Raw genomic sequence first — 18,674 nt, 5'->3', positions numbered from 1 at the left:
ACTTTTTCAGAAGCAACTTTAGCCCCTGAGGGATTTGCAGACCATCTATCCGCTCATCGACGTCACCTCGTCAATATTGGCACTTTTAAGATGTCGATAAAGCGAAATAATCAGGGCAAGCCCAACCGCAGCCTCCGCCGCTGCAACCGCAATCGAAAAGACTGCAAACATCATCCCAGTCAGCGCCTCCGGATGCGGCCCATAACGCCAGAACGCAATGAAGTTCAGGTTGGCCGCATTCAGCATCAACTCAATCCCGATCAGCACAAGGATGGAGTTTCGGCGCACAAGCGCACCTGTCAGTCCAATAGCGAAGAGAATCGCTGAAAGCAGCAGGCAAGCCGTCAGCGGAGTCATCGCGCCTCCTTCTGCTCGCGCAGTGCAATCGTGACCGCGCCAATCAATGCGGCAGTCAGCAGCAGTCCAATCACTTCAAGCGGCAGCGCGTACTGTTGCATCAACGCATTGCCAATCTGCTGCGTCGTAGTTGCAGGCTGCGCCAGGGTTGCACTGTGGGAGACGCTGCTGTGGTAAATCGCCCATGCCAGCACAGCGAAGACGCCTGCTACAACCACGCCGCTCCACACCCACGAGTCGTCGATGGAAACGCGTACATCAGCGCCAGTGTTCCGCGTCAGCAGAATGGCGAAGACGATAAGAATCGCCACCGCGCCGATGTAGACAAGCACCTGCGCGAACCCGACGAACTGCGCGCCGAGCAGCAGATACACCACCGCCAATCCGGCAAAGGTCACAATCAGCGCCAGGACGGAATGGACCAGGTTGCGAAGGCAGATGACCGCCGTCGCTCCTGCTACCGTCACTATGGCGAAGATCGTAAACAGCAAAGGCAGTCCTTTCACGTCATCATCTACAGCCTACTCGGCAAAACGATACACTCTCTTTTCCAGCTTCCATCCCCGGGCCAGTCCACGACCCAGCAAAACATACGACCCAACCACCAATACAGAACACACAATCCACCGCACCGCTTCGTTCGGCAAAAAGCGCCACAGCCCGGCGGCCACAAGATCAATCAGCGCCAGCGGCAGCAGGAACTTCCATGCAAAGTTCATCAGTTGATCCATGCGCAGCCGAGGCAGCGTGCCGCGAATCCAGATGAACATCGCAATCAGAAACAGCAGCTTCGCAAAGAACCACAGATACGAGGGCACCCACGTCAGGAACGAAAGCGGCGCAGTCCATCCGCCCAGAAACAGCGTGATCCCCAACCCACTCATGGCGAACATGCCGATATACTCGCCCAGAAAAAACAGTGCGAACTTGAAGCCTGAGTACTCAGTAAAGTAGCCCGCAATAATCTCCGACTCGCCTTCCGGCAGATCGAACGGCGAGCGGTTCGCTTCAGCCGTCGCCGCAATCATAAACAGCACGAACCCCGCGAACCCCCACGGCGTCAGCACAAACCAGTGCGGCAGAATCCCCGTATATCCAGCCTGCTTTTCGACAATCGTCACCGTCGAGAGCGAGCCCGCAGCCATCACCACCGTCACCGCCGCAAGAATCAGCGTCACCTCATAGCTGATCATCTGCGCAATCGCGCGCATTGCCCCCAGTAGCGAGTACTTGTTCTTGCTCGACCACCCCGCCATGAAGATCGAAACCTCCATCACCGAGCTGACGGCGAAGAAGAAAAGCACGCCCGCGTCCATATTTGCCAGCACCATGTTCCGCCCAATCGGCAGTACCGCATACATCGAAAACGCAGCAACTACCAGCACCAGCGGAGCGAAGTAGTGGACCCATCGGTCCGCAGCCAGCGGAACGATGTCCTCCTTCGTCAGCGACTTGATTCCATCAGCGAGCGGCTGGAGAATCCCAAAAGGTCCCACGCGGTTCGGACCATACCGATTCTGTATCCGCCCCAACCCCTTCCGCTCAAGCACAGTCGTCATGGCAAACAGTGACGCAAACACGGCAAGCAACGCAACAGCCGAAATCACATCTGCAACCAAAGCCCGCGCGGTCCCCGGCACATGCGCAACAATCCAGCGTTCGGCCAACACAAAAAACTGGTCCGCCGTTTCAACAGCCGAGTTGGATGCGAACAGTGTCATGCCGTCGGCGCGACTCCTGTACTAGCCGCTGGCGCGCCGCTCGCCTTCGCTTTCGCCTCTGCCTTCGCCTTCTCCTCCGCCAGCCGCGCATCCACCTCCGCAGCCTCCGTCGGATGAATCGTGCGATAGTACTCGTTCGACCGCGCCAGCCGCTCTCTGTCCCACAGCAGCCCGCAGAAGCGATCATCTGTGCTCAGCTCAAAGTCCGTATCCATCTTGATCGCCTCAAACGGACACACCTCCACGCAGATCTGGCAGCTCATGCACACCGAAACATCAATGTTGAACACCGTCGGATAAAACTGCGCCTTGCCCACCGCATCCGGCTTCTTGTCCTTGCTCTTCTCAATAAAAATGCACTTCGGCGGACACTCTTTCTCACAGATCTGGCACGCCACGCAGCGCAACCCTGCCTTCCAGTCCTCGCCGTCGTACACCAGAAACGGAAAATTCCGCGCCGCCTCCTGCTGCGGCAGGCGCTCTTCGGGATACTCGACCGTCGTCAGTCGTTCCCGGCTCACATAGCTGCCGAAGAAGTTTCTGGCGGTTTCAACCAAGCCCTTCGCGATGCCTTCACCCAGCATGATCCAGCCCTTACCTCACTTTTTCGACATCACGAAACCGCGCACATCTCCGGCACCGGAAGTCTACCGGTCAACCTCGCCCAGCACAATATCGATGGTGCCGAAGATGACAATCAGGTCCGCAATGTTGTACCCGATGCACATGTCCTCCAGCACCGTCAGATTGATCAAACTCGGCGGACGCACCCGATACCGATACGGATTCGGTCCGCCATCACTGATCAAATAAAATCCCAGCTCACCCTTGGCTGACTCAATCCGTCCATACGCCTCCCCTGCCTTCGGCTTGAATCCACGCAGCTTCGTCTTCACATCCACAATCGGTCCGGCAGGAATATCGCGCAGAGCCTGCTCCAGAATCTTCACCGACTCGCGCATCTCCAGCATCCGAACCATGTACCGGTCGTACACATCGCCGTGCTCGCCCAGCGGCACGCGAAAATTGAACCGCTCGTAGATGCCGTACTTGTCCACCTTGCGAATGTCATAGTTCACGCCGCACGCACGCAGCACCGGCCCTGTGATTCCGCCCTGAATCGCCAACTCCTTCGAGAGCACACCAACGCCCTGCGTCCGCGCCAGCAGAATCTCATTACTCGTCAACAGATTTTCAAACTCATCCAGAAACCGCGGAAACTCCGCGACAACTTTCTTCGCATGCTCCATCCATCCCGCAGGCAGTTCACACCGACACCCGCCAAACCGCATGTAGTTGCACATCATCCGCGAGCCCGTCAGAGCCTCGAACAGGTCCAGAATCTTCTCGCGCTCACGAAACCCATACATCAGCGGAGATCCACTCGCGCCCATCTCCTGCAACAAAAACCCAATCGTCGAAGCATGATTCTGTAGCCGCGTCAGCTCCGCCGTAATCACGCGAATATACTCGGCGCGCTCCGGCACCTGAATCCCCGCCAGCTTCTCCACCGACAGCGCGTATGCCCAGTTGTTCGTTAGCGAGCCGATGTAATCCAGCCGGTCCGTATACGGCATCGACCCCAGATACGACGCCGTCTCAGCAATCTTCTCGTGGTTCCGATGCAGATACCCGAACACCGGCTTCAGCTTCACCACGCGCTCGCCGTCTAGCACCACGTCCATGCGAAACACGCCATGCGTCGAAGGATGATGCGGCCCCAGCGAAAGCTCCAGCAAACCCTCGTCGCCGGCTGTCATCTTCTCCGTCACTTCCTGCGCTGCGGCTGCTGTCATCGTTGCCCTCTACGTTCGCTAAAACATTGCCGTCCTGATCTCTCCCTCATCGACCCTCTCCCGTGCCGACTCAATACACGTCATCTCGACCGAAGGCGGCGCTTTTGCCGCCGGAGTGGAGAGACCCCCGTATCGTTTGCGCGCCGTCAAATGCATATCGTTCTCGCGCAGACACTTTAGCCCCGGGCCGTTCTTCACACTCCCTCACGCACTCCTTCGCGCGCCGCCCGTGCCTTTTCCAATACGCTGTCATGCGCGGTCGGCTCATACTCATAATCATTCGGCTCCACATAATCCTTGCGCATCGGAAAATCCTCGAACTCATCCCACATCAAAATCCGCCGCAAGTCCGGATGCCCCTCAAACACAATCCCGAACAGGTCAAAGATCTCGCGTTCCTGAAACTCCGCGCTCCGCCACACCGGCGTCAGCGAAGGCAGCACCACGCGCTCGCGGTCGTCCGTGCGCATCCGCACCACCACCGGCCCATGTTTCTTCTCCATCGAGTACAGGTGATACACCGCTTCCAGATAACCGGGCACGCGCGTCTTGCGCACTTCCTCCACCTCCTGCTCCGCGCCATCCACCAACGTCTTCACCTTCACCTTTTCCGAGGTCTCCGTGTCCAGCCAGTCCACACCCGTAGCGTTCGAGCAGTAATCCAACCGCAGCTCCGCGTCGTCACGCAGAAACCGCGCAATCTCGACCGCGTGTTCCCGCCCGATCAAAAGCGAATGCTGCGCCGAAGGACTCGCGTTCAGCACCATCTGAACCGAAGCGCCCGGCACCGCCGCCTCAATCGCCGACTTAATCTTTTCCAGGTCCATCGTCCCCCACCGCGCAAGGCTCACCAGGAGCGTTCTTCAGCGTAATGTTCCAGAGCTTCACATTCTTCGCCGGCACCAGATCATGCGCGCCATACTGCGGCACCAGAAACTCGCTCGGAGCATCCGGGTCCAGATGTCTCGGCCTCTCCGGCCCCGTCAGCGACTGAGCCTCAATCTTCTTCTGCAGCGCGATGAACGCATCCATCAGCGCCTCCGGCCTCGGCGGGCAGCCGGGAATATGCACGTCCACCGGAATATAGCGGTCGATCCCTTTCAGCACGTTGTATCCCTGCTTGAACGGTCCACCCGAGATCGCACATGCGCCCATCGCAATCACGTACTTCGGCTCCGGCATCTGGTTGTACAGCCTCACCACCTGCGGCGCCATCTTCTTCGTCACGGTTCCGGCCACAATCATCAGGTCGGCCTGCCGCGGCGAAGGCCGAAACACCTCCGCGCCAAACCGCGCCAGGTCATAGCGGGCCATCGTCGTGGCAATCATCTCAATCGCGCAACACGCCAGCCCAAACGTCAGTGGCCACACACTACTCTTGCGACCCCAGTTGTAGAGCTCTTCCAGCGTCGTGGTAAAAATCCCCTGCCGGCTCAGTTCGGTCTTCAGTTGCTGGTCCATCGATCCCGCCACTGCTCCTCAGAAGTTAGACTCCACACACACCGTTGTGGCCCCACACCACGTCATCTCGACCGAAGGCGGCGCTTTTTGCCCCCGTAGCGGAGAGACCCCCGTATTTCTTTTCGAAACCCGGATAAGCTTCACCGCACCCACATGTCCTTTGAAAGCCCGCCCCATAACCAGCCAAATCCGCTAAACCCAAGTCAGCACCCCCTTGCGCCATGCCCAGACCAACCCCTCGGCCAGCAGCAAAAGAAACACCAACATCGCCACCACGGCCCCCACCGTCAAACCGGAAAACGCCACCGCAAACGGAAGCAGAAAGATGGCCTCCACGTCGAAGATCAGAAAGACGATAGCGTAGATGTAATACTCCGGCCGGAACCACAGCAGGACATCGGACTTCGACTCCAGTCCACACTCGTAAGTAGCATTCTTAAGCGGCCCAGGCTTGCGCGGCGAAATCGTCTTGGCCCACAGCCACGCCAGCGCAAGCGGCGCAACCGCAAAGCCGACAGCCGCAATCATCAGAATTGCAACGGGCCCGTAAAGCTCCAGGAAGTGTGCATCCATACGAATCGAATTTCCGCGCCTTGTTTGCTGGCAACAGACTACGCCACATCCGCCGCCTTGGCACTTCAAAATCCACCGCAAAATTCATTGACACTGCAAAAGAAACGGCGGACAATCCACCCAACAGGTACTCGAACCAAGCCAGTTACTCCCGCACAGGAGGTGTCCCATGCCTGGCACCCAACCTCACCGCCCGGATGAAGGAATGAGCAAAGGCGCTGTTGAAAACGATGCCTTCTCCGCGCTGCTCACCACCCCCCGCTCCCTGAACTGCTACTTCGTCGGCCAGCTCGGCCACCGCGACCAGGACGAGATGCTCAAAGACAACGACACCGACTTCCCCGGCCTAGACGCCGAAGCCGAACACTCCGGCCGCTAAAATCGGCTTTCCCCAACCTCTCCCACAAAACACACATCATCTCGACCGAAGGCGGCGCTTTTGCCGCCGCAGTGGAGAGACCCCCGTATTCCTTCCCGGCCAGCACCTAAACCCCGTCAAGCCCCACGGCCTGTGGAAAACCCCACAACCCATACACCCAAAGCACCTTACCCTCATCCCTGAAATGGCGGTTTAGTTCCCCTCCATCTCTTAAAATAAAAACATGCCCCGATCATCGAGCCGGGCCGCGTTTTTGCCAGGTATACGTCTACAACCCATGCATAATGAATATTTTACCGAATTAACCCCGCAAAAATAAGGACTTCCGCCACCATGCCCAAACCTAACCCCTCTAGAACATGTATTTTGCATAAAAATAGGGGGGGGTACCTACCGCCCAGCGCCATCGTGCCGCCTGAGCAGCCGCTCCGCCTCTGCCTCGCTCACACGAAAGAAGCTCCCATGCTTCGCCCCCTGTGGAAAACTCATCCGGTCGTTCACCGACTCCCAGTGGATCCAGTCCTTCGTCTCCACTCCCTCATACCGCGCCCGAGGAGCGCGATAGTGATCGTAGTACACAACAAACTCATCCCCGACCTGAACCACCGAAGGCCCCTCTGACCAACTCTCTGTAACCGGTCCCGAGAGCGGCCCCCACGGCCCCTCGACCGAAGGCCCCGCCGCCCACCGCACCTGATACCGCAGCGGCTCCTCGGTCTGGTCTTTCACCACCAGCGCCCACTGCTCACGCCCAGCCACCAGGCCATGAAACATCGTCGCATCGATCACCACAAACCCCGGATCGAAGAACATCTCCGGCTTGGAAAACGAAACAAAGTCCCGCGTCCTCGAAGCCCAGATCCGGTTCCCCCGGTCCGAATCGTTGAAGGAAGAAGACCAGATGATCAACCACTCCTTAGCCTTCGCATCCCAGTACGTCTCCGGAGCCCACACATTCCGCACCGCCGGAAACTCCCGCATGATCGGCACCTCCCGCTGCGCCGACCATGTCATCAGGTCCTTCGACTCCGCATACCCAAGCGAATCGCCCTTCCAGCCCCACATCCACACCATCCGAAAGCCGTCGCCCGAAGGGTTCCGCGTGATGAACACGTCGCGCATAATCTCACCCGGCTGCTCCGGCTTCACCCAGGGCTGCCCATCATTCAAAGGAACGAACGTATAACCATCACGACTCAGGGCCAGATAGATGCCGCTCGTCCCCGGTTCCTTGAAGTAAGCAAACACATACGCATCTGCTGCAAAACAAACCGAAGAGCACGCAAGCAAACACGCCAGCACGAGAAGCCGCTTCATCGCCCCTCCGCCGCATCGCTCGAAACCAGCGTCTTCCCGCGCCAGCGCGAAGTCGCAACTCGCTTGCCCGAAGCATCGAAGTTCACCCAAGTCCACTCGCCATCCGCGCCGTAGGTCTTCGTCCAGACCCGCGTCCCGTCTGCGCGGAAGTAATCCTCTTCACCAACCTTATGCCCAAGATGAAACGTCATCGACCACATCACGCGCCCGCCCGGATAGTAGAACGTCTCGGGCCCCTCCAGCAGCACGCGCCCGTCGGAGGCGCGTCCCGCGCTCCACTTCGCCTTCAGTTTGCCGTCTGCATACTTCTCCGAGAACTGCTTCACCTCCGAAATCGAGAGCGGAGCAGCATCGCTGCCTGCCCCTGCATCCTTGTCCAGAACCCACGCCTCATTCAACTCGATCTCATAGTTCGGTTTGTTCTTGGAAGTCACCACATGAATCACGTCGTCCGCACTCTCGGTCGCCGTCACATAACCGACAGTCAGAATATTCGCTGGCAGACGCTTCATTACCCACGTCGCGCCGTCATCATCGCTCAACGCAACATACGCTCCATCCTTGTGCAGATGTTTCTGATGCGTCGGATTGTAGTCAGCAACGAAGAACAGCCGCCCGCTCTTCAACCGAATCACGCTCGGACGCTCACCGCTCATCAACTCATCAAACGGAGTCTTGCTCTTCACCCACGTCTTGCCACCGTCGTGGCTGGTCGCCAGCGGCATCTTGCCGTCGATCTCCGAATTCTTGCCGCCGAAACCCAGCAGCGTCTCGCCGTCCTTCGCCACTACCAGCGTCGTGTGACGACCCGCTGTTCGACCGCCGGTGTCGTACCAGGTCTTCCCGTCATCATGCGTCCCCCATACCGCGCTGATGCTGCCATTGCCATCATCGTCACGGCCCGTCGAGTCGGTTGGAATCAGCACCGTCCCATCCTTCGTCCGCACGATGCTGTTGATCGGCTGCGAAACATACCGCCCGATCTTCGCCGGGAAGTGAGGAAACGAAACCTGCGACCAGTCCGCTCCATTGTCCGTCGAGGTCATATACGAGAAAGGAGGAGCGCCAATCAGCCGCGGGTATCCCCAGAAGAACCACACGCGCGCAGACTGCGGTTTGGAACCCAATTTGAAACCCGGATCGTTCCAGATAACCGGCGCCGCATTCGCCGCATCGGCAAAGTAAGGCCACGGCTCCGGCATGTCCCAGTCCTCGGAGCCCGCGCGGCGACGCATCACCAGCACCGTCTGATCAGGATCATCCTCTTCATTCGGCGAGTTGTAGTACGCAGCCAGCATGTCGCCGTTCGGCAACTGCTGAATCGCACTGTTGTGGTAGTTGATGCCGAGCCCACGCGCCAACCCGAGCTTCCAGCCAATCTCAGGCATCGACTTGCCCGCGAGATCAGGAAAAAGTTCATGGACGTGATACCACGGCTTCGCAGGATTCGGCCCATCAGCGATGCGATCCACAGTCTTCTTCACTGCCGTCTCGAAGAAGGGTCGCTCCGCCTGCACGGGTCTGGTCGCAGGCATCGAAGCCTGCACCACGCGAAAGCCGATGTTCCCATCCACCGGCGCATACGAAGGCGCCATGCTCGCACGGTTCGCAGCGCGCTCGAAGTAAGGCGACTGGGCAGGCACGATCTGTCCCGGTTTCGAGTGACGGAAGTCCAGCCCGCCGCCGCGCACGACCTTCGTGTACCCGCTGGCCGGGCCCACCGGATCAACCTGAGACGAGGCGTTATAAGGCCCGTACCAGTCGAGCACCCACTCCGGTCTGCCCACGCCCATGTTCTTTACGCCGAACGCATTTGGCTGATCGAGAGCAGGAGCAGGCTCAAAGCCCGCGTGTCCCGCGCGAGCGACGTACTCCCACTCTGCCTCCGTTGGAAGGCGGTAAGGCTTGCCTGTCTTCTTCGAGAGCCACGCGCAATAAGCCATTGCCTGGTTCCAACTCACTCCCGCCGCGTAGCCGTTGAACACCGCCACCGCGCGGTCTCCGCCGGACTTGCCCTTCGGCTCCGCGCCAGACTTGCGCGACTCCGCGTTCACGCCCGCACGGAACGAAGGATCAAACTGACGAAACTCCGCCTCCGTCACCTCGGTCACGCCAATCTTGAAATCGCGCGAGATGGTCACGTCATGTCTAGGCACTTCGTCGAAGTCGCCGTGCGCGGGCCGACGCGACATGACGCCGAACCCATCCGTCACCGCATCAGGAAGAGCCGCCGCGTCCGCTCCCATCACAAAGCTGCCTGCCTTCACCTGCACCACGGGCGGAACATCCTGCGCCACCGCAACCGCTGCCATCAGCACAATACCCGCACAACCGCTCAACCATTTCACCGTCATTACCGAAGCACTCCATCCAACTCACCCAGCGTCTTGCGCCGGGCTACTGTCTTTCCATCCACCATCAACTGCATTCCGGCGCCACGCCCATACCGCTTGCCGTCCGCGTCCCACAACACCGTCAGCAGGTGCCCGTGGTACGGCAGGCCATCGAGAGCGAAGTACTTCCATTCGCCCGCAGGCAGCAAAGGACGCACCACAACACGCGCATCCGAGCGCGGCTCCAACCCAATCAATCCGGTAATCAGCGGGTCCGCGAAGCCTGAGTGGTTGTAGTAGTTCCCGCGCCCCACCTGCTTGTGCTTCGCAATCAGCATGTCCTTTGCGATCCACTCGTCGGTGTCGGCATCGAGGTCTTCGTCGATCCAGTCGATGACGTGACCATTTGCAAGCTTCAGATGCTGCGAGAGCACGTAGCGCGAGAAGAGCTTGTAGTAGTCGGCCTTCGTCATCACGCTCTGCTGCGTCCCATGCTCGAACGCGGCCAGCGCGAGTAACGTCTGCGTGGTCGCGTAGGGCCAGCTCGGTCCGTTCCAGGTGCACTGGTCCGAACTGGCGAAGCGGAAGCGCGGACTGCGTCGTTCCGCCGTCGTCGGCCCGTATTTTCCGTCGAAGCCCTGCGGGTCGAATAACTGCTTCCACGCCACGTCGTGCGATGCAGCGGGAATTCCGAACATCCAGGGAATGTATCCGATCAGCTCGCGCACACCGGAGAGCTGCATCACCGTGCCTGGGTCGATGAACTTCTTCTCCTTGCGAATGCTTGAATCCTTCGCGGGCGACATCACTTCGTAAAACTCATCCTTCGGGTTCCACAGCCGCGTCTCGATCAACGCGCGCAGCACGTTCGCTTTGCTGTTGTAATCAGCCTGCGCGGTTGTGTCGCCTGCCGTGCCTGCAATTTGAGCAATCGCCCGCGCGTCGGCGTACATGTAACTGTTGAGCGTTGGCCGGTAGCCGTCACCGCTGATCGACTTCTCCATGGCGTCGCGTGTGTCGATGGACCAGAAGAAGCCGTTGGCGTCGCGCTGGCTCGACTCCCATGCGCTGTAGTTTTCCTTGAGAGCAGGTAGCAATTCCGTTCCCACCGCCGTGTCGCCCGTCGCCTCGACCAGCCCCAGCGTGGTCCACGCAAACCAGCTGCTGTAGAGTCTCGGCCGCGCTCCAGGCGACATCCAGTAACGCGCGTCGTCCTCGGCAATCTTCGGACTTCGGAGCCAGCGAGATTCCGCTATATGGAACGCGGCGGCGTCGGGGAGTGCGCCAAAGTCCTTCATCTCAGGCTTCGGCAGCCACTCGGTAATGAGATAGCCATGATCGGTTCTAACGAGATGCTTTTGCCACGCATACCAGCGGAAGTAGTACATCTCCTCGAACGCCTTGTTCGAGGAGTCGAACCAAGGGATCTCCTGCTCGATCCATTGCCACGAGTCCGCGCCCTCGGTGCCCGTGGCCTCTTTTTCCTGCTGGCGGAACATGTCTACATAATGGCGGTACGAGGCCGGATGCAGCAACGTAGCTCCGGTAGCCTTCGCATCTCTGCCTGCCTGTTCCGATTGCGCAAACACTGGAACCGCCAGCGTCAGCACTGCCATCAAGCAGAGCCAGTTACAGAATCTTCGCTTCATCTTATCCTCAACGAATGGAAGCACTATACAAGTGTGGTCAGACCTTCATCAATCTGATATTGAAAAATAATACTCATTTCTGAAAAAATTACTACCGAACTGAATCGTGCTTTTACCGGAAGGATCGCATCTTCTTATGGACCTGAAACTGCCGCGACTCTGTCTGTTCGCTCGTCTTGCCTTTGGACTTGTTATGCTTCTTGGACTTGCGGCTGCCTGCCCGGCGCAGGACTGCAATCCGCGCGCCTTCGGAGCGAAGGCCGACGGTGTCACGAAGGACACTGCCGCCATTCAGGCCGCCATCGACGCCTGCGCCGCGCGGCCCAACGCAGCGGTCCACTTTACGAGAGGGACATATCTCTCAGCCCCGCTTACTCTCAAGTCAGGCACGCATCTTGTGCTCGATGAAGGAGCGACGCTGCTCGGTTCGCCTGACGTGGCGGATTACCCCATACGCACGGATGCACCGTGGCGTCGCATCTCGTTGCTTCATGCCGACCACGCCACCGGCGTCAGCATCACCGGGCAGGGCACGGTTGATGGCAACGGCAAGATCTGGTGGGATGCGCAACTGAGACGGCAAAAAGGCACGCCTGAGAACCCGCGTCCGCTGCTCATCGACATTACGCGCTCGAAGAACATCCTGATTGAAGGCGTCACCATCCAGAACTCGCCGCAATACAACATTGCGGCATTTCTCTCGGATGGCCTTACCGTGCGCAATGCAACCATCCGCAACCCAGGCCGCGGCGCGCCCAATACAGACGGCATTGATCCGTTTTCCACGAGCCACGTTTTGATTGAGCACAGCACCATCGACACGGGCGACGACAATGTGGCCATCAAGTCCGGCCTGGTCGAACGCGGCGACCCGGATGTTCCTTCGACGGACATCACCATCCGCGACTGCACGTTTCTGAACGGGCACGGGCTCTCCATCGGCTCGGAGACTGCCGGCGGAGTTCGCAATGTGACCGTCGAGCGAGTCGCCTTTCGCGGTACGCGCCAGGGCATCCGCATCAAGTCGGCGCGCGGGCGCGGCAACGACATCGGCAACTTCATCTACAAAGACATCACGATGCAGGATGTGGAAACACCGATCCAGATCACTGCCTACTACACTGGCCGCTCCAGCAACGACGCTGCGCAGCCTGTGACGGAACATACTCCGCGCTTTCACGACATCGACATCGAGAACCTGACCGCGACCGGTGCAAAGCAGGCCGCGCTCATCATGGGTTTGCCCGAGAGCCCGATCAAGAACCTGACGCTCAAAAATATACATATCGCAGCAGCCAAAGGAATGTTCATTCAAGAGGCGCAGATTACAGAGTCGAACGTAACGATTGCTCCGGCTTCGGGCGCACCCATGCAGTATGGCCCGGGCGTGCTGATCAACGGGAAGTCGCCGTGCGTTGCGACGGAGGTGTGCTCGACGGCTGCAACCGCTCCAACGCTCTCGGTAGGAGAGTTCATCTTTCAACCGGGCAGTACTTCGTTTCCGTCGAGCCACGCTTCGACCATTGTGGAGTTGAAAAACGGCGACCTGATGGCTGCATGGTTCGGAGGAACGCATGAACGCGCACCCGATGTGGCGATCTGGGGTTCGCGTTGCGTAAACGGTGTGTGGAGCGCACCCTTCGAGCTAGAGCGTGAAAAGGACATGCCTTCGTGGAACCCTGTGCTATTCCACACGAAGGACGGCACACTGTGGCTCTACTACAAGGTCGGGCCTTCGCCCGGGGAGTGGTCGGCGAGACGCGCGTTCAGCAACGACGAGGGCCTGACGTGGTCGAAGCCGGAACAGTTACCCGCAGGACTGCTTGGACCGATTCGCGCCAAGCCGCTGGTGCTGCCAGATGGGACCATCGTCAGCGGTACATCTTTCGAGGCTTACAAAACATGGGCGGCGTGGGTGGAGCGCAGCACTGACGGCGGCAAGACCTGGGCCAAGATCGGGCCCATTACGATCTCGCCCGCAGTAGACGAAGCTGAGACGCCTGCGCCTGATCCAAAGCCCGGCGACCCGGGATTCGATGCAAAAAGTAAAGGCCCGCGCCATACGGTTGGCATCATCCAGCCATCGATCGTGTCGCTGGGCGGCAGCCATTTGCGGATGTATGCGCGGTCGCAGACACTGGCCTCGAAGATCGCCGTTGCGGATTCGATGGACAACGGCGTGACCTGGACACAGGCGCGATTCCTCAACCTGCCGAACAACAATTCAGGTATCGACGCCGTTCGCCTCGGCGATGGGCGCATTGTGCTGATCTTCAACGACACGACGCGCGGACGCTCTCCGCTGAACCTTGCGGTCAGCCGCGACGGCGAGCACTTCCGCATCTTCGCCACGCTGGAGAATACACCGGGCGAGTTCTCCTACCCGGCGTTGATTCAGGCCAGGAATGGCGACCTGCTGATGACCTACACCTGGAACCGCAAGACGATCAAGTTCGTCCGAATGCCGCTGAAGGACGTGCCTGAGGAATAGGCCATCGGTTCGCTTGCCCTGATACACCGACCCGCAGAACGGCAGGCTACTTCCGGCGCGCGCCACACGCTCCCGTCTTCATTCGCAGAACGTAGGCAATCGCGTTGGGAGGCACAGCCGGAAGTTTGACCAGCAATCCATAGGCACGCTGTTCAAAGGCAAGCCGAGAGGAAGCGCCGAGAAGCTCTACAGAGCAAACCGAAGACAGCAGATAGGGATTTCCTGCATAGAGCGCGTGTAGAAGGACCTGATGATCTTCCGGCCAGCCGAGGACGGTAGCGTAAAGGATGTGGCTGCCGGGGTCTTTGGGAACGGTGTAGCGAATGTCCTCGGCGGTGTAGCTCTGAATGTCGTGGTTCTTTTCGGTGGGGTTGGCTGCGGCCTTGGTCGGGCCTTCGCCGAAGACCGCAAAGGGGCGGGTGTTGTAGATGGCCTCGCCATTGACGCGAAGCCACGCGCCGATCTGAAGCAGGACATCGCGCTCCTCTTCAGGAATCGTGCCATCGGATCTGGGGCCGATGTTGAGCAGCAGGTTGCCGTTCTTGCTGACCGTATCGATGAGCTGGTCGATCAGGGATTTCGCCGTGCGGTACTGATCGTGCTCAACGTAGCCCCAGGAGTGAATGCTGATGGACGTATCCGTCTGCCAGGGGAGAAGACGGAGCGTGTCGAGTTTACCTCGCTCGATGTCAAGCGTCGCCGTATTCGCGGGCATTGCCTCCTCTTTGTAAGTCAGCACAGGATGCTGCATTCGACGCGCTGACTGGTTGTAGTAGTACGCGGCGAACTGCTGGAGAGCGGGCTTGAAGGCGGGCTGGCCAATCCACCAGTCGAAATAGAAGAAGTCCGGGTGATACCGATCGACAAGCTCCGTGCTGCGCGCCAGCCAGTCGTCGAGGAACGCCTGATTGGGCGCGAGCCAGCGTTCGAGATGGTTCGGATCCGGCTGCTTTGTGCTGACCTTGCCGTCGGCGTCTGGCAGCGACATGGGCTCGGCCGGGCCGTAGAGTCCGGCGTTGGCGGGGTCCTGCACGTCGGAAGGAAAACTTCGTCCGACGCCGTACCACCACCAGTGCTCGGCGCGATGCGAAGAGACGCCGAAGTAGAGGCCGCGAGCGCGTGTGGCCTCTTCGAGTTCGCCTACAACATCACGGTGCGGCCCCATGCGTGCCGCATCCCACTTCGTCATCGCTGAGTCGTACATGGGGAAGCCGTCGCAGTGCTCCGCTACAGGCACAAGGTACTTCGCGCCGGCGCGAACGAAGAGATCGAGCCATGCATTCGGGTCAAAGTGCTCGGCGCGAAACATGGGGATGAAGTCCTTGTAGCCGAACTTCGTCTGCGGACCGTAGGTGGCAATGTGATGCTCGAAGGCGGCATTGCCGGGAACGTACATGTTGCGTGAGTACCACTCATTTCCGAATGCCGGAACAGAATAGACGCCCCAGTGAATGAAGATGCCGAACTTCGCATCGCGGAACCAGTCGGGTGTGCGGTATTGCGCAAGGGAGTTCCACGTCGGCCTGTAGAGATTGCCGTGCGTGGAATCGCTGTTGTCCGCGTGGACTCTGGCCACTCGACGCGCCACATTCTCTGGACGCTCGGGACGCCACGCTGACTGGGCCTGCGCGCCGGTTGAAGCCAGGACCGCGATGATGGCGGCGAAGATTTTTCGATTCACTGCGACACAATAGCAGAGCGCAAGGTAGTTTTGTAATGCGGAATCTTCGTAGAGGAGCGTTGGATGCATCGAGTGCGGACGGCGGTGGTAATCGCGTTTGTTTTGCTGGCTGGTATGGAATGCAGTGCATGGGCACAAAGTCATCTGCTACCGGCGGGCAGTTTAGAGTGCGATGCGATGACGCAGCCGATGGCTGTCGAGAGCGCCACGCCGCAACTGGAGTGGCGTCTGACAGCATCGGCAACCGACGCTCACAGCGTTCAACAGAGCGCCTATCGCTTGCTCGTCGCCTCCTCGCACAAGCTGCTGGACACCGATACGGGCGATATGTGGGACAGCGGCCGTGTCGCGTCCAGCACATCCTTCGGCATTTCGTATCGCGGGAAGGCATTGCAGCCAGACGCTATCTACTTCTGGAAGGTGATGGTCTGGGACGAGCACGGAGCGGCCGCAGGCTGGAGCAATGCGGCAACCTGGACAATGGCCCCTCGCTCGTGGAAGGCGAAGTGGATCGCCCAGCGTGGAACAACGAATGAGACGGCTGAAATGCCGCTGTTTCGACGTGACTTCCGTGTCAGGAAAAACCTGGTGCGTGCGGTGCTCGATGTCTCGGCTCTGGGCCAGGGCGAGGTCCATCTGAACGGCGCTAAAGTAGGCGATGCTGAATTAGCACCCGCGTGGACGGACTATCGTAAGACCGTTCGGTATGACGCATACGATGTGACCTCCATGCTGCGCGAGGGAAAGAACGCGATTGGCGTGATGGTGGGCAACGGCATGTTCAACGTAGTGCGCACGCCGCACCGCTTCACCAAACTGGTCAACAGCTATGGGCGGCCCATGGTGCTGCTCCAGATGCGGCTGACCTATGCAGATGGAAGATCTCAAATCGTGGCGACGGATCACAAATGGAAGACCGCTCCGGGACCGATTACGTTTTCATCGACCTACGGTGGCGAAGACTACGACGCCACGAAGGCGCAGACGAGTTGGGACTCCACCGGTTTTCGAGCAAAGGGATGGAAACGTGCGGAGGTCGTGCAGGGGCCGGGCGGTCAACTCCGCGCAGAAGTTGCGCCGCCACTCCGCGTGATGAAGACCTACGCGCCTATCAAGACGACAGCAGTGACGCCGGGCATTACGGTCTACGACCTGGGGCAAAGCTTCGCCGGATGGCCTGACGTGAGCGTGAAGGGCGCGGCTGGTGCGGTGCTGAAGATCACACCGGGTGAGCTGTTGAACCCCGACGGCACGGTATCGCAGCGAAGCTCAGGAGCGGGAAGACGCGGATCGCAGTGGTTCAGCTACACGATTGGCAGGAGCGGCGATGTGGAGCAGTGGCATCCTCGCTTCAGCTACTACGGCTTTCGCTACGTGCAGGTGGAGTGGACCTCCGGGGCTGGTGAAGTTCTCTCGCTACGTGGAGATGCGGTGCATTCTTCCTCGCCCGAGACAGGCGAGTTTGCCAGTTCGAGCGATATGCTGAACGCGATTCACAAGCTGATTGTCGAGGCGATGCACAACAACGAAGTCAGCATCTTCACCGACTGTCCACACCGGGAAAAACTTGGATGGCTGGAGGAGACACATCTCGTCGCACCTGGGCTGCTCTTCAACAACAACCTGCGTGGGCTGTACAAGGCTACAGAAGAAAATATCGCCGACGAACAGAAGCCCGACGGCATGGTGCCGACCATCGCTCCGGAGTACACCGTCTTTGCCAAACAAGGCTACGGCGTCTTCGATGACTCACCTGAGTGGGGTTCAGCCAGCGTGCTCGGCGGATGGGCAGCGTATCGCGCCTATGGAGACACTGCGGCGCTGGAGCGCGAGTATCCGGTCATGCGACGTTATGTGAAGTATCTGGCAGGCAAAGCACAGGATGGAATTGTCGCATACGGACTCGGCGACTGGTACGACATCGGACCAGGCAGTCCGGGCGTGGCGAAGAACACCTCTCTCGGCGTGACGGGCACGCTCATGCTCTACCAGGATGCGAAGACGATGGCAAAGATTGCAGATGCGCTCGGCAAAGGCGACGATGCTCGTCAATATGACGAACTTGCCGCGCGGACTGCCGCTGCGTTCAACGTGAAGTTTTTCCATCCAGCAACAGACGAGTACGACCGCGGCAGCCAGACGGCGAACGCGATGCCACTCGATTTAGGAATCGTGCCTGAGGCCCATCGTACCGAAGTGCTCGCGCACATCATCGCCGACATCCACGCGCACCATGACCATGTAACGACGGGCGAGGTGGGGTATCCCTACATGCTTCGCGCCCTGATGGATAACGGCGAGAATGATCTGCTGATGGCGATGATGCTGCGCAAAGACCCGCCCAGCTATGGCTCGCAACTCGCGGCGGGCGCCACATCATTGACTGAGGCGTGGGACGCGAACCCGCATAGCTCACAGGACCACTTCATGCTCGGCGGAGCGGAAGAGTGGTTCGATCGTGGCCTCGGCGGCATCGACTTCGACATGTCGCGCACCAAGGATGAACGGATTACAATTCACCCGCGCGTCATCGACGGTGTGGACTGGGTGCGGTCCAGCTACGATTCGCGGCTCGGCATGGTGCGGAGCGCGTGGAAGCACGAAGATAGCGGACTGACACTCGAGATCACCATCCCCGCAAACGCCTCCGCTACAGTGTGGGTGCCGGTGCGCGCAGGTCAAGCCGTCGTCTCCGGCAGCACTGAGGCTGGCGTAACAAAGTTGCGCGCGGAAGGCGAAGCGGACGTGTATCGAGTTGCGTCGGGAACCTACCGGTTCGTCGTGAAGGCACGCTGACTGCTACCAGGGCTTCGAGCGCACCACGGCGATGCCGCGTGTCTCGTTCGACTACCTGCCGCTGACGGCGCAGCAGAAGTGATGCAGCCGCCATGGCAGTATTGCGTAGAAATATGCGTG

Annotated in this window: 15 protein-coding genes; 3 read left to right on the top strand and 12 right to left on the bottom strand. The window is 59.5% G+C overall.

Annotated elements, in window-relative coordinates; genetic code table 11:
* Positions 1 to 45: 45 nt before the first annotated feature.
* From nuoK to VFU66_RS13885, 8 genes are all read right to left on the bottom strand, one after another.
* Entirely contained in the window at positions 46 to 357 is a 312-nt protein-coding gene (nuoK, locus tag VFU66_RS13920; protein WP_326446870.1) for an NADH-quinone oxidoreductase subunit NuoK, read from the bottom strand.
* Entirely contained in the window at positions 354 to 848 is a 495-nt protein-coding gene (locus VFU66_RS13915) for an NADH-quinone oxidoreductase subunit J family protein (RefSeq protein ID WP_326446869.1), read from the bottom strand. The genes nuoK and VFU66_RS13915 overlap by 4 nt, the downstream gene beginning before the upstream one ends.
* A 30-nt stretch (positions 849 to 878) precedes the next feature.
* Complete coding sequence (nuoH, locus tag VFU66_RS13910) at positions 879 to 2,078, bottom strand: NADH-quinone oxidoreductase subunit NuoH (RefSeq protein ID WP_326446868.1); 1,200 nt, start codon at positions 2,076 to 2,078, stop codon at positions 879 to 881.
* Complete coding sequence (locus tag VFU66_RS13905; protein ID WP_326446867.1) at positions 2,075 to 2,635, bottom strand: 4Fe-4S dicluster domain-containing protein; 561 nt, start codon at positions 2,633 to 2,635, stop codon at positions 2,075 to 2,077. The genes nuoH and VFU66_RS13905 overlap by 4 nt, the downstream gene beginning before the upstream one ends.
* Positions 2,636 to 2,725: 90 nt before the next feature.
* Complete coding sequence (locus VFU66_RS13900) at positions 2,726 to 3,874, bottom strand: NADH-quinone oxidoreductase subunit D (RefSeq protein WP_326446866.1); 1,149 nt, start codon at positions 3,872 to 3,874, stop codon at positions 2,726 to 2,728.
* Positions 3,875 to 4,068: 194 nt separating this feature from the next.
* The gene (locus tag VFU66_RS13895) at positions 4,069 to 4,725 is read right to left on the bottom strand and encodes an NADH-quinone oxidoreductase subunit C (protein WP_326446865.1); all 657 of its coding nucleotides are present in this window, start codon (positions 4,723 to 4,725) and stop codon (positions 4,069 to 4,071) included.
* Positions 4,682 to 5,335, bottom strand: a complete 654-nt coding sequence (locus tag VFU66_RS13890) for an NADH-quinone oxidoreductase subunit B (protein WP_326446864.1) — start codon at positions 5,333 to 5,335, stop codon at positions 4,682 to 4,684. Before VFU66_RS13890 ends, VFU66_RS13895 begins: the two co-directional genes overlap by 44 nt.
* Positions 5,336 to 5,527: 192 nt before the next feature.
* Complete coding sequence (locus VFU66_RS13885) at positions 5,528 to 5,908, bottom strand: NADH-quinone oxidoreductase subunit A (protein WP_326446863.1); 381 nt, start codon at positions 5,906 to 5,908, stop codon at positions 5,528 to 5,530.
* Between the two features lie 169 nt (positions 5,909 to 6,077).
* Here VFU66_RS13885 and VFU66_RS13880 point away from each other — a divergent pair, with 169 nt between their 5' ends.
* The gene (locus VFU66_RS13880) at positions 6,078 to 6,287 is read left to right on the top strand and encodes a hypothetical protein (RefSeq protein ID WP_326446862.1); all 210 of its coding nucleotides are present in this window, start codon (positions 6,078 to 6,080) and stop codon (positions 6,285 to 6,287) included.
* Positions 6,288 to 6,677: 390 nt separating this feature from the next.
* Here VFU66_RS13880 and VFU66_RS13875 read toward each other — a convergent pair whose 3' ends face one another.
* From VFU66_RS13875 to VFU66_RS13865, 3 genes are read right to left on the bottom strand one after another with little or no spacing between them, the layout of a single operon-like run.
* Positions 6,678 to 7,604 carry a glycoside hydrolase family 43 protein gene (locus VFU66_RS13875; RefSeq protein WP_326446861.1) on the bottom strand — a complete coding sequence of 309 codons (927 nt, stop codon included), beginning with the start codon at positions 7,602 to 7,604 and terminating at the stop codon, positions 6,678 to 6,680.
* The gene (locus VFU66_RS13870) at positions 7,601 to 9,958 is read right to left on the bottom strand and encodes an SUMF1/EgtB/PvdO family nonheme iron enzyme (protein ID WP_326446860.1); all 2,358 of its coding nucleotides are present in this window, start codon (positions 9,956 to 9,958) and stop codon (positions 7,601 to 7,603) included. Before VFU66_RS13870 ends, VFU66_RS13875 begins: the two co-directional genes overlap by 4 nt.
* Positions 9,958 to 11,586 (bottom strand): MGH1-like glycoside hydrolase domain-containing protein, encoded by a 1,629-nt coding sequence (locus VFU66_RS13865; protein ID WP_326446859.1) that lies wholly within the window; start codon positions 11,584 to 11,586, stop codon positions 9,958 to 9,960. The genes VFU66_RS13870 and VFU66_RS13865 overlap by 1 nt, the downstream gene beginning before the upstream one ends.
* A 193-nt stretch (positions 11,587 to 11,779) precedes the next feature.
* Between VFU66_RS13865 and VFU66_RS13860 the strand changes: the two genes are divergently transcribed.
* A complete protein-coding gene (locus VFU66_RS13860) occupies positions 11,780 to 14,077 on the top strand; it encodes an exo-alpha-sialidase (RefSeq protein WP_326446858.1) in 2,298 nt (765 codons plus the stop codon).
* 46 nt (positions 14,078 to 14,123) lie between these two features.
* On the opposite strand, the gene VFU66_RS13855 is transcribed toward VFU66_RS13860, so the two are convergent.
* Entirely contained in the window at positions 14,124 to 15,758 is a 1,635-nt protein-coding gene (locus VFU66_RS13855; protein WP_326446857.1) for an alpha-L-fucosidase, read from the bottom strand.
* A gap of 63 nt (positions 15,759 to 15,821) precedes the next feature.
* Between VFU66_RS13855 and VFU66_RS13850 the strand changes: the two genes are divergently transcribed.
* A complete protein-coding gene (locus tag VFU66_RS13850; RefSeq protein ID WP_326446856.1) occupies positions 15,822 to 18,554 on the top strand; it encodes a family 78 glycoside hydrolase catalytic domain in 2,733 nt (910 codons plus the stop codon).
* Positions 18,555 to 18,674: the final 120 nt, after the last annotated feature.

Source organism: Edaphobacter sp., from assembly GCF_035763405.1.
Taxonomy (GTDB): Bacteria; Acidobacteriota; Terriglobia; order Terriglobales; family Acidobacteriaceae; genus Edaphobacter.
Note: the sequence above shows the minus strand (reverse complement) of the source record. Positions and strands in the feature narration are given on the sequence as shown.

Excerpts from the sequence above, each read along its gene's own strand:
- nuoK (WP_326446870.1), bottom strand. The coding sequence starts at position 357 with ATGACTCCGCTGACGGCTTGCCTGCTGCTTTCAGCGATTCTCTTCGCT.
- nuoH (WP_326446868.1), bottom strand. The coding sequence starts at position 2,078 with ATGACACTGTTCGCATCCAACTCGGCTGTTGAAACGGCGGACCAGTTT.
- VFU66_RS13900 (WP_326446866.1), bottom strand. The coding sequence starts at position 3,874 with ATGACAGCAGCCGCAGCGCAGGAAGTGACGGAGAAGATGACAGCCGGC.
- VFU66_RS13890 (WP_326446864.1), bottom strand. The coding sequence starts at position 5,335 with ATGGACCAGCAACTGAAGACCGAACTGAGCCGGCAGGGGATTTTTACC.
- VFU66_RS13885 (WP_326446863.1), bottom strand. The coding sequence starts at position 5,908 with ATGGATGCACACTTCCTGGAGCTTTACGGGCCCGTTGCAATTCTGATG.
- VFU66_RS13880 (WP_326446862.1), top strand. The coding sequence starts at position 6,078 with ATGCCTGGCACCCAACCTCACCGCCCGGATGAAGGAATGAGCAAAGGC.
- VFU66_RS13875 (WP_326446861.1), bottom strand. The coding sequence starts at position 7,604 with ATGAAGCGGCTTCTCGTGCTGGCGTGTTTGCTTGCGTGCTCTTCGGTT.
- VFU66_RS13870 (WP_326446860.1), bottom strand. The coding sequence starts at position 9,958 with ATGACGGTGAAATGGTTGAGCGGTTGTGCGGGTATTGTGCTGATGGCA.
- VFU66_RS13865 (WP_326446859.1), bottom strand. The coding sequence starts at position 11,586 with ATGAAGCGAAGATTCTGTAACTGGCTCTGCTTGATGGCAGTGCTGACG.
- VFU66_RS13860 (WP_326446858.1), top strand. The coding sequence starts at position 11,780 with ATGCTTCTTGGACTTGCGGCTGCCTGCCCGGCGCAGGACTGCAATCCG.
- VFU66_RS13850 (WP_326446856.1), top strand. The coding sequence starts at position 15,822 with ATGCATCGAGTGCGGACGGCGGTGGTAATCGCGTTTGTTTTGCTGGCT.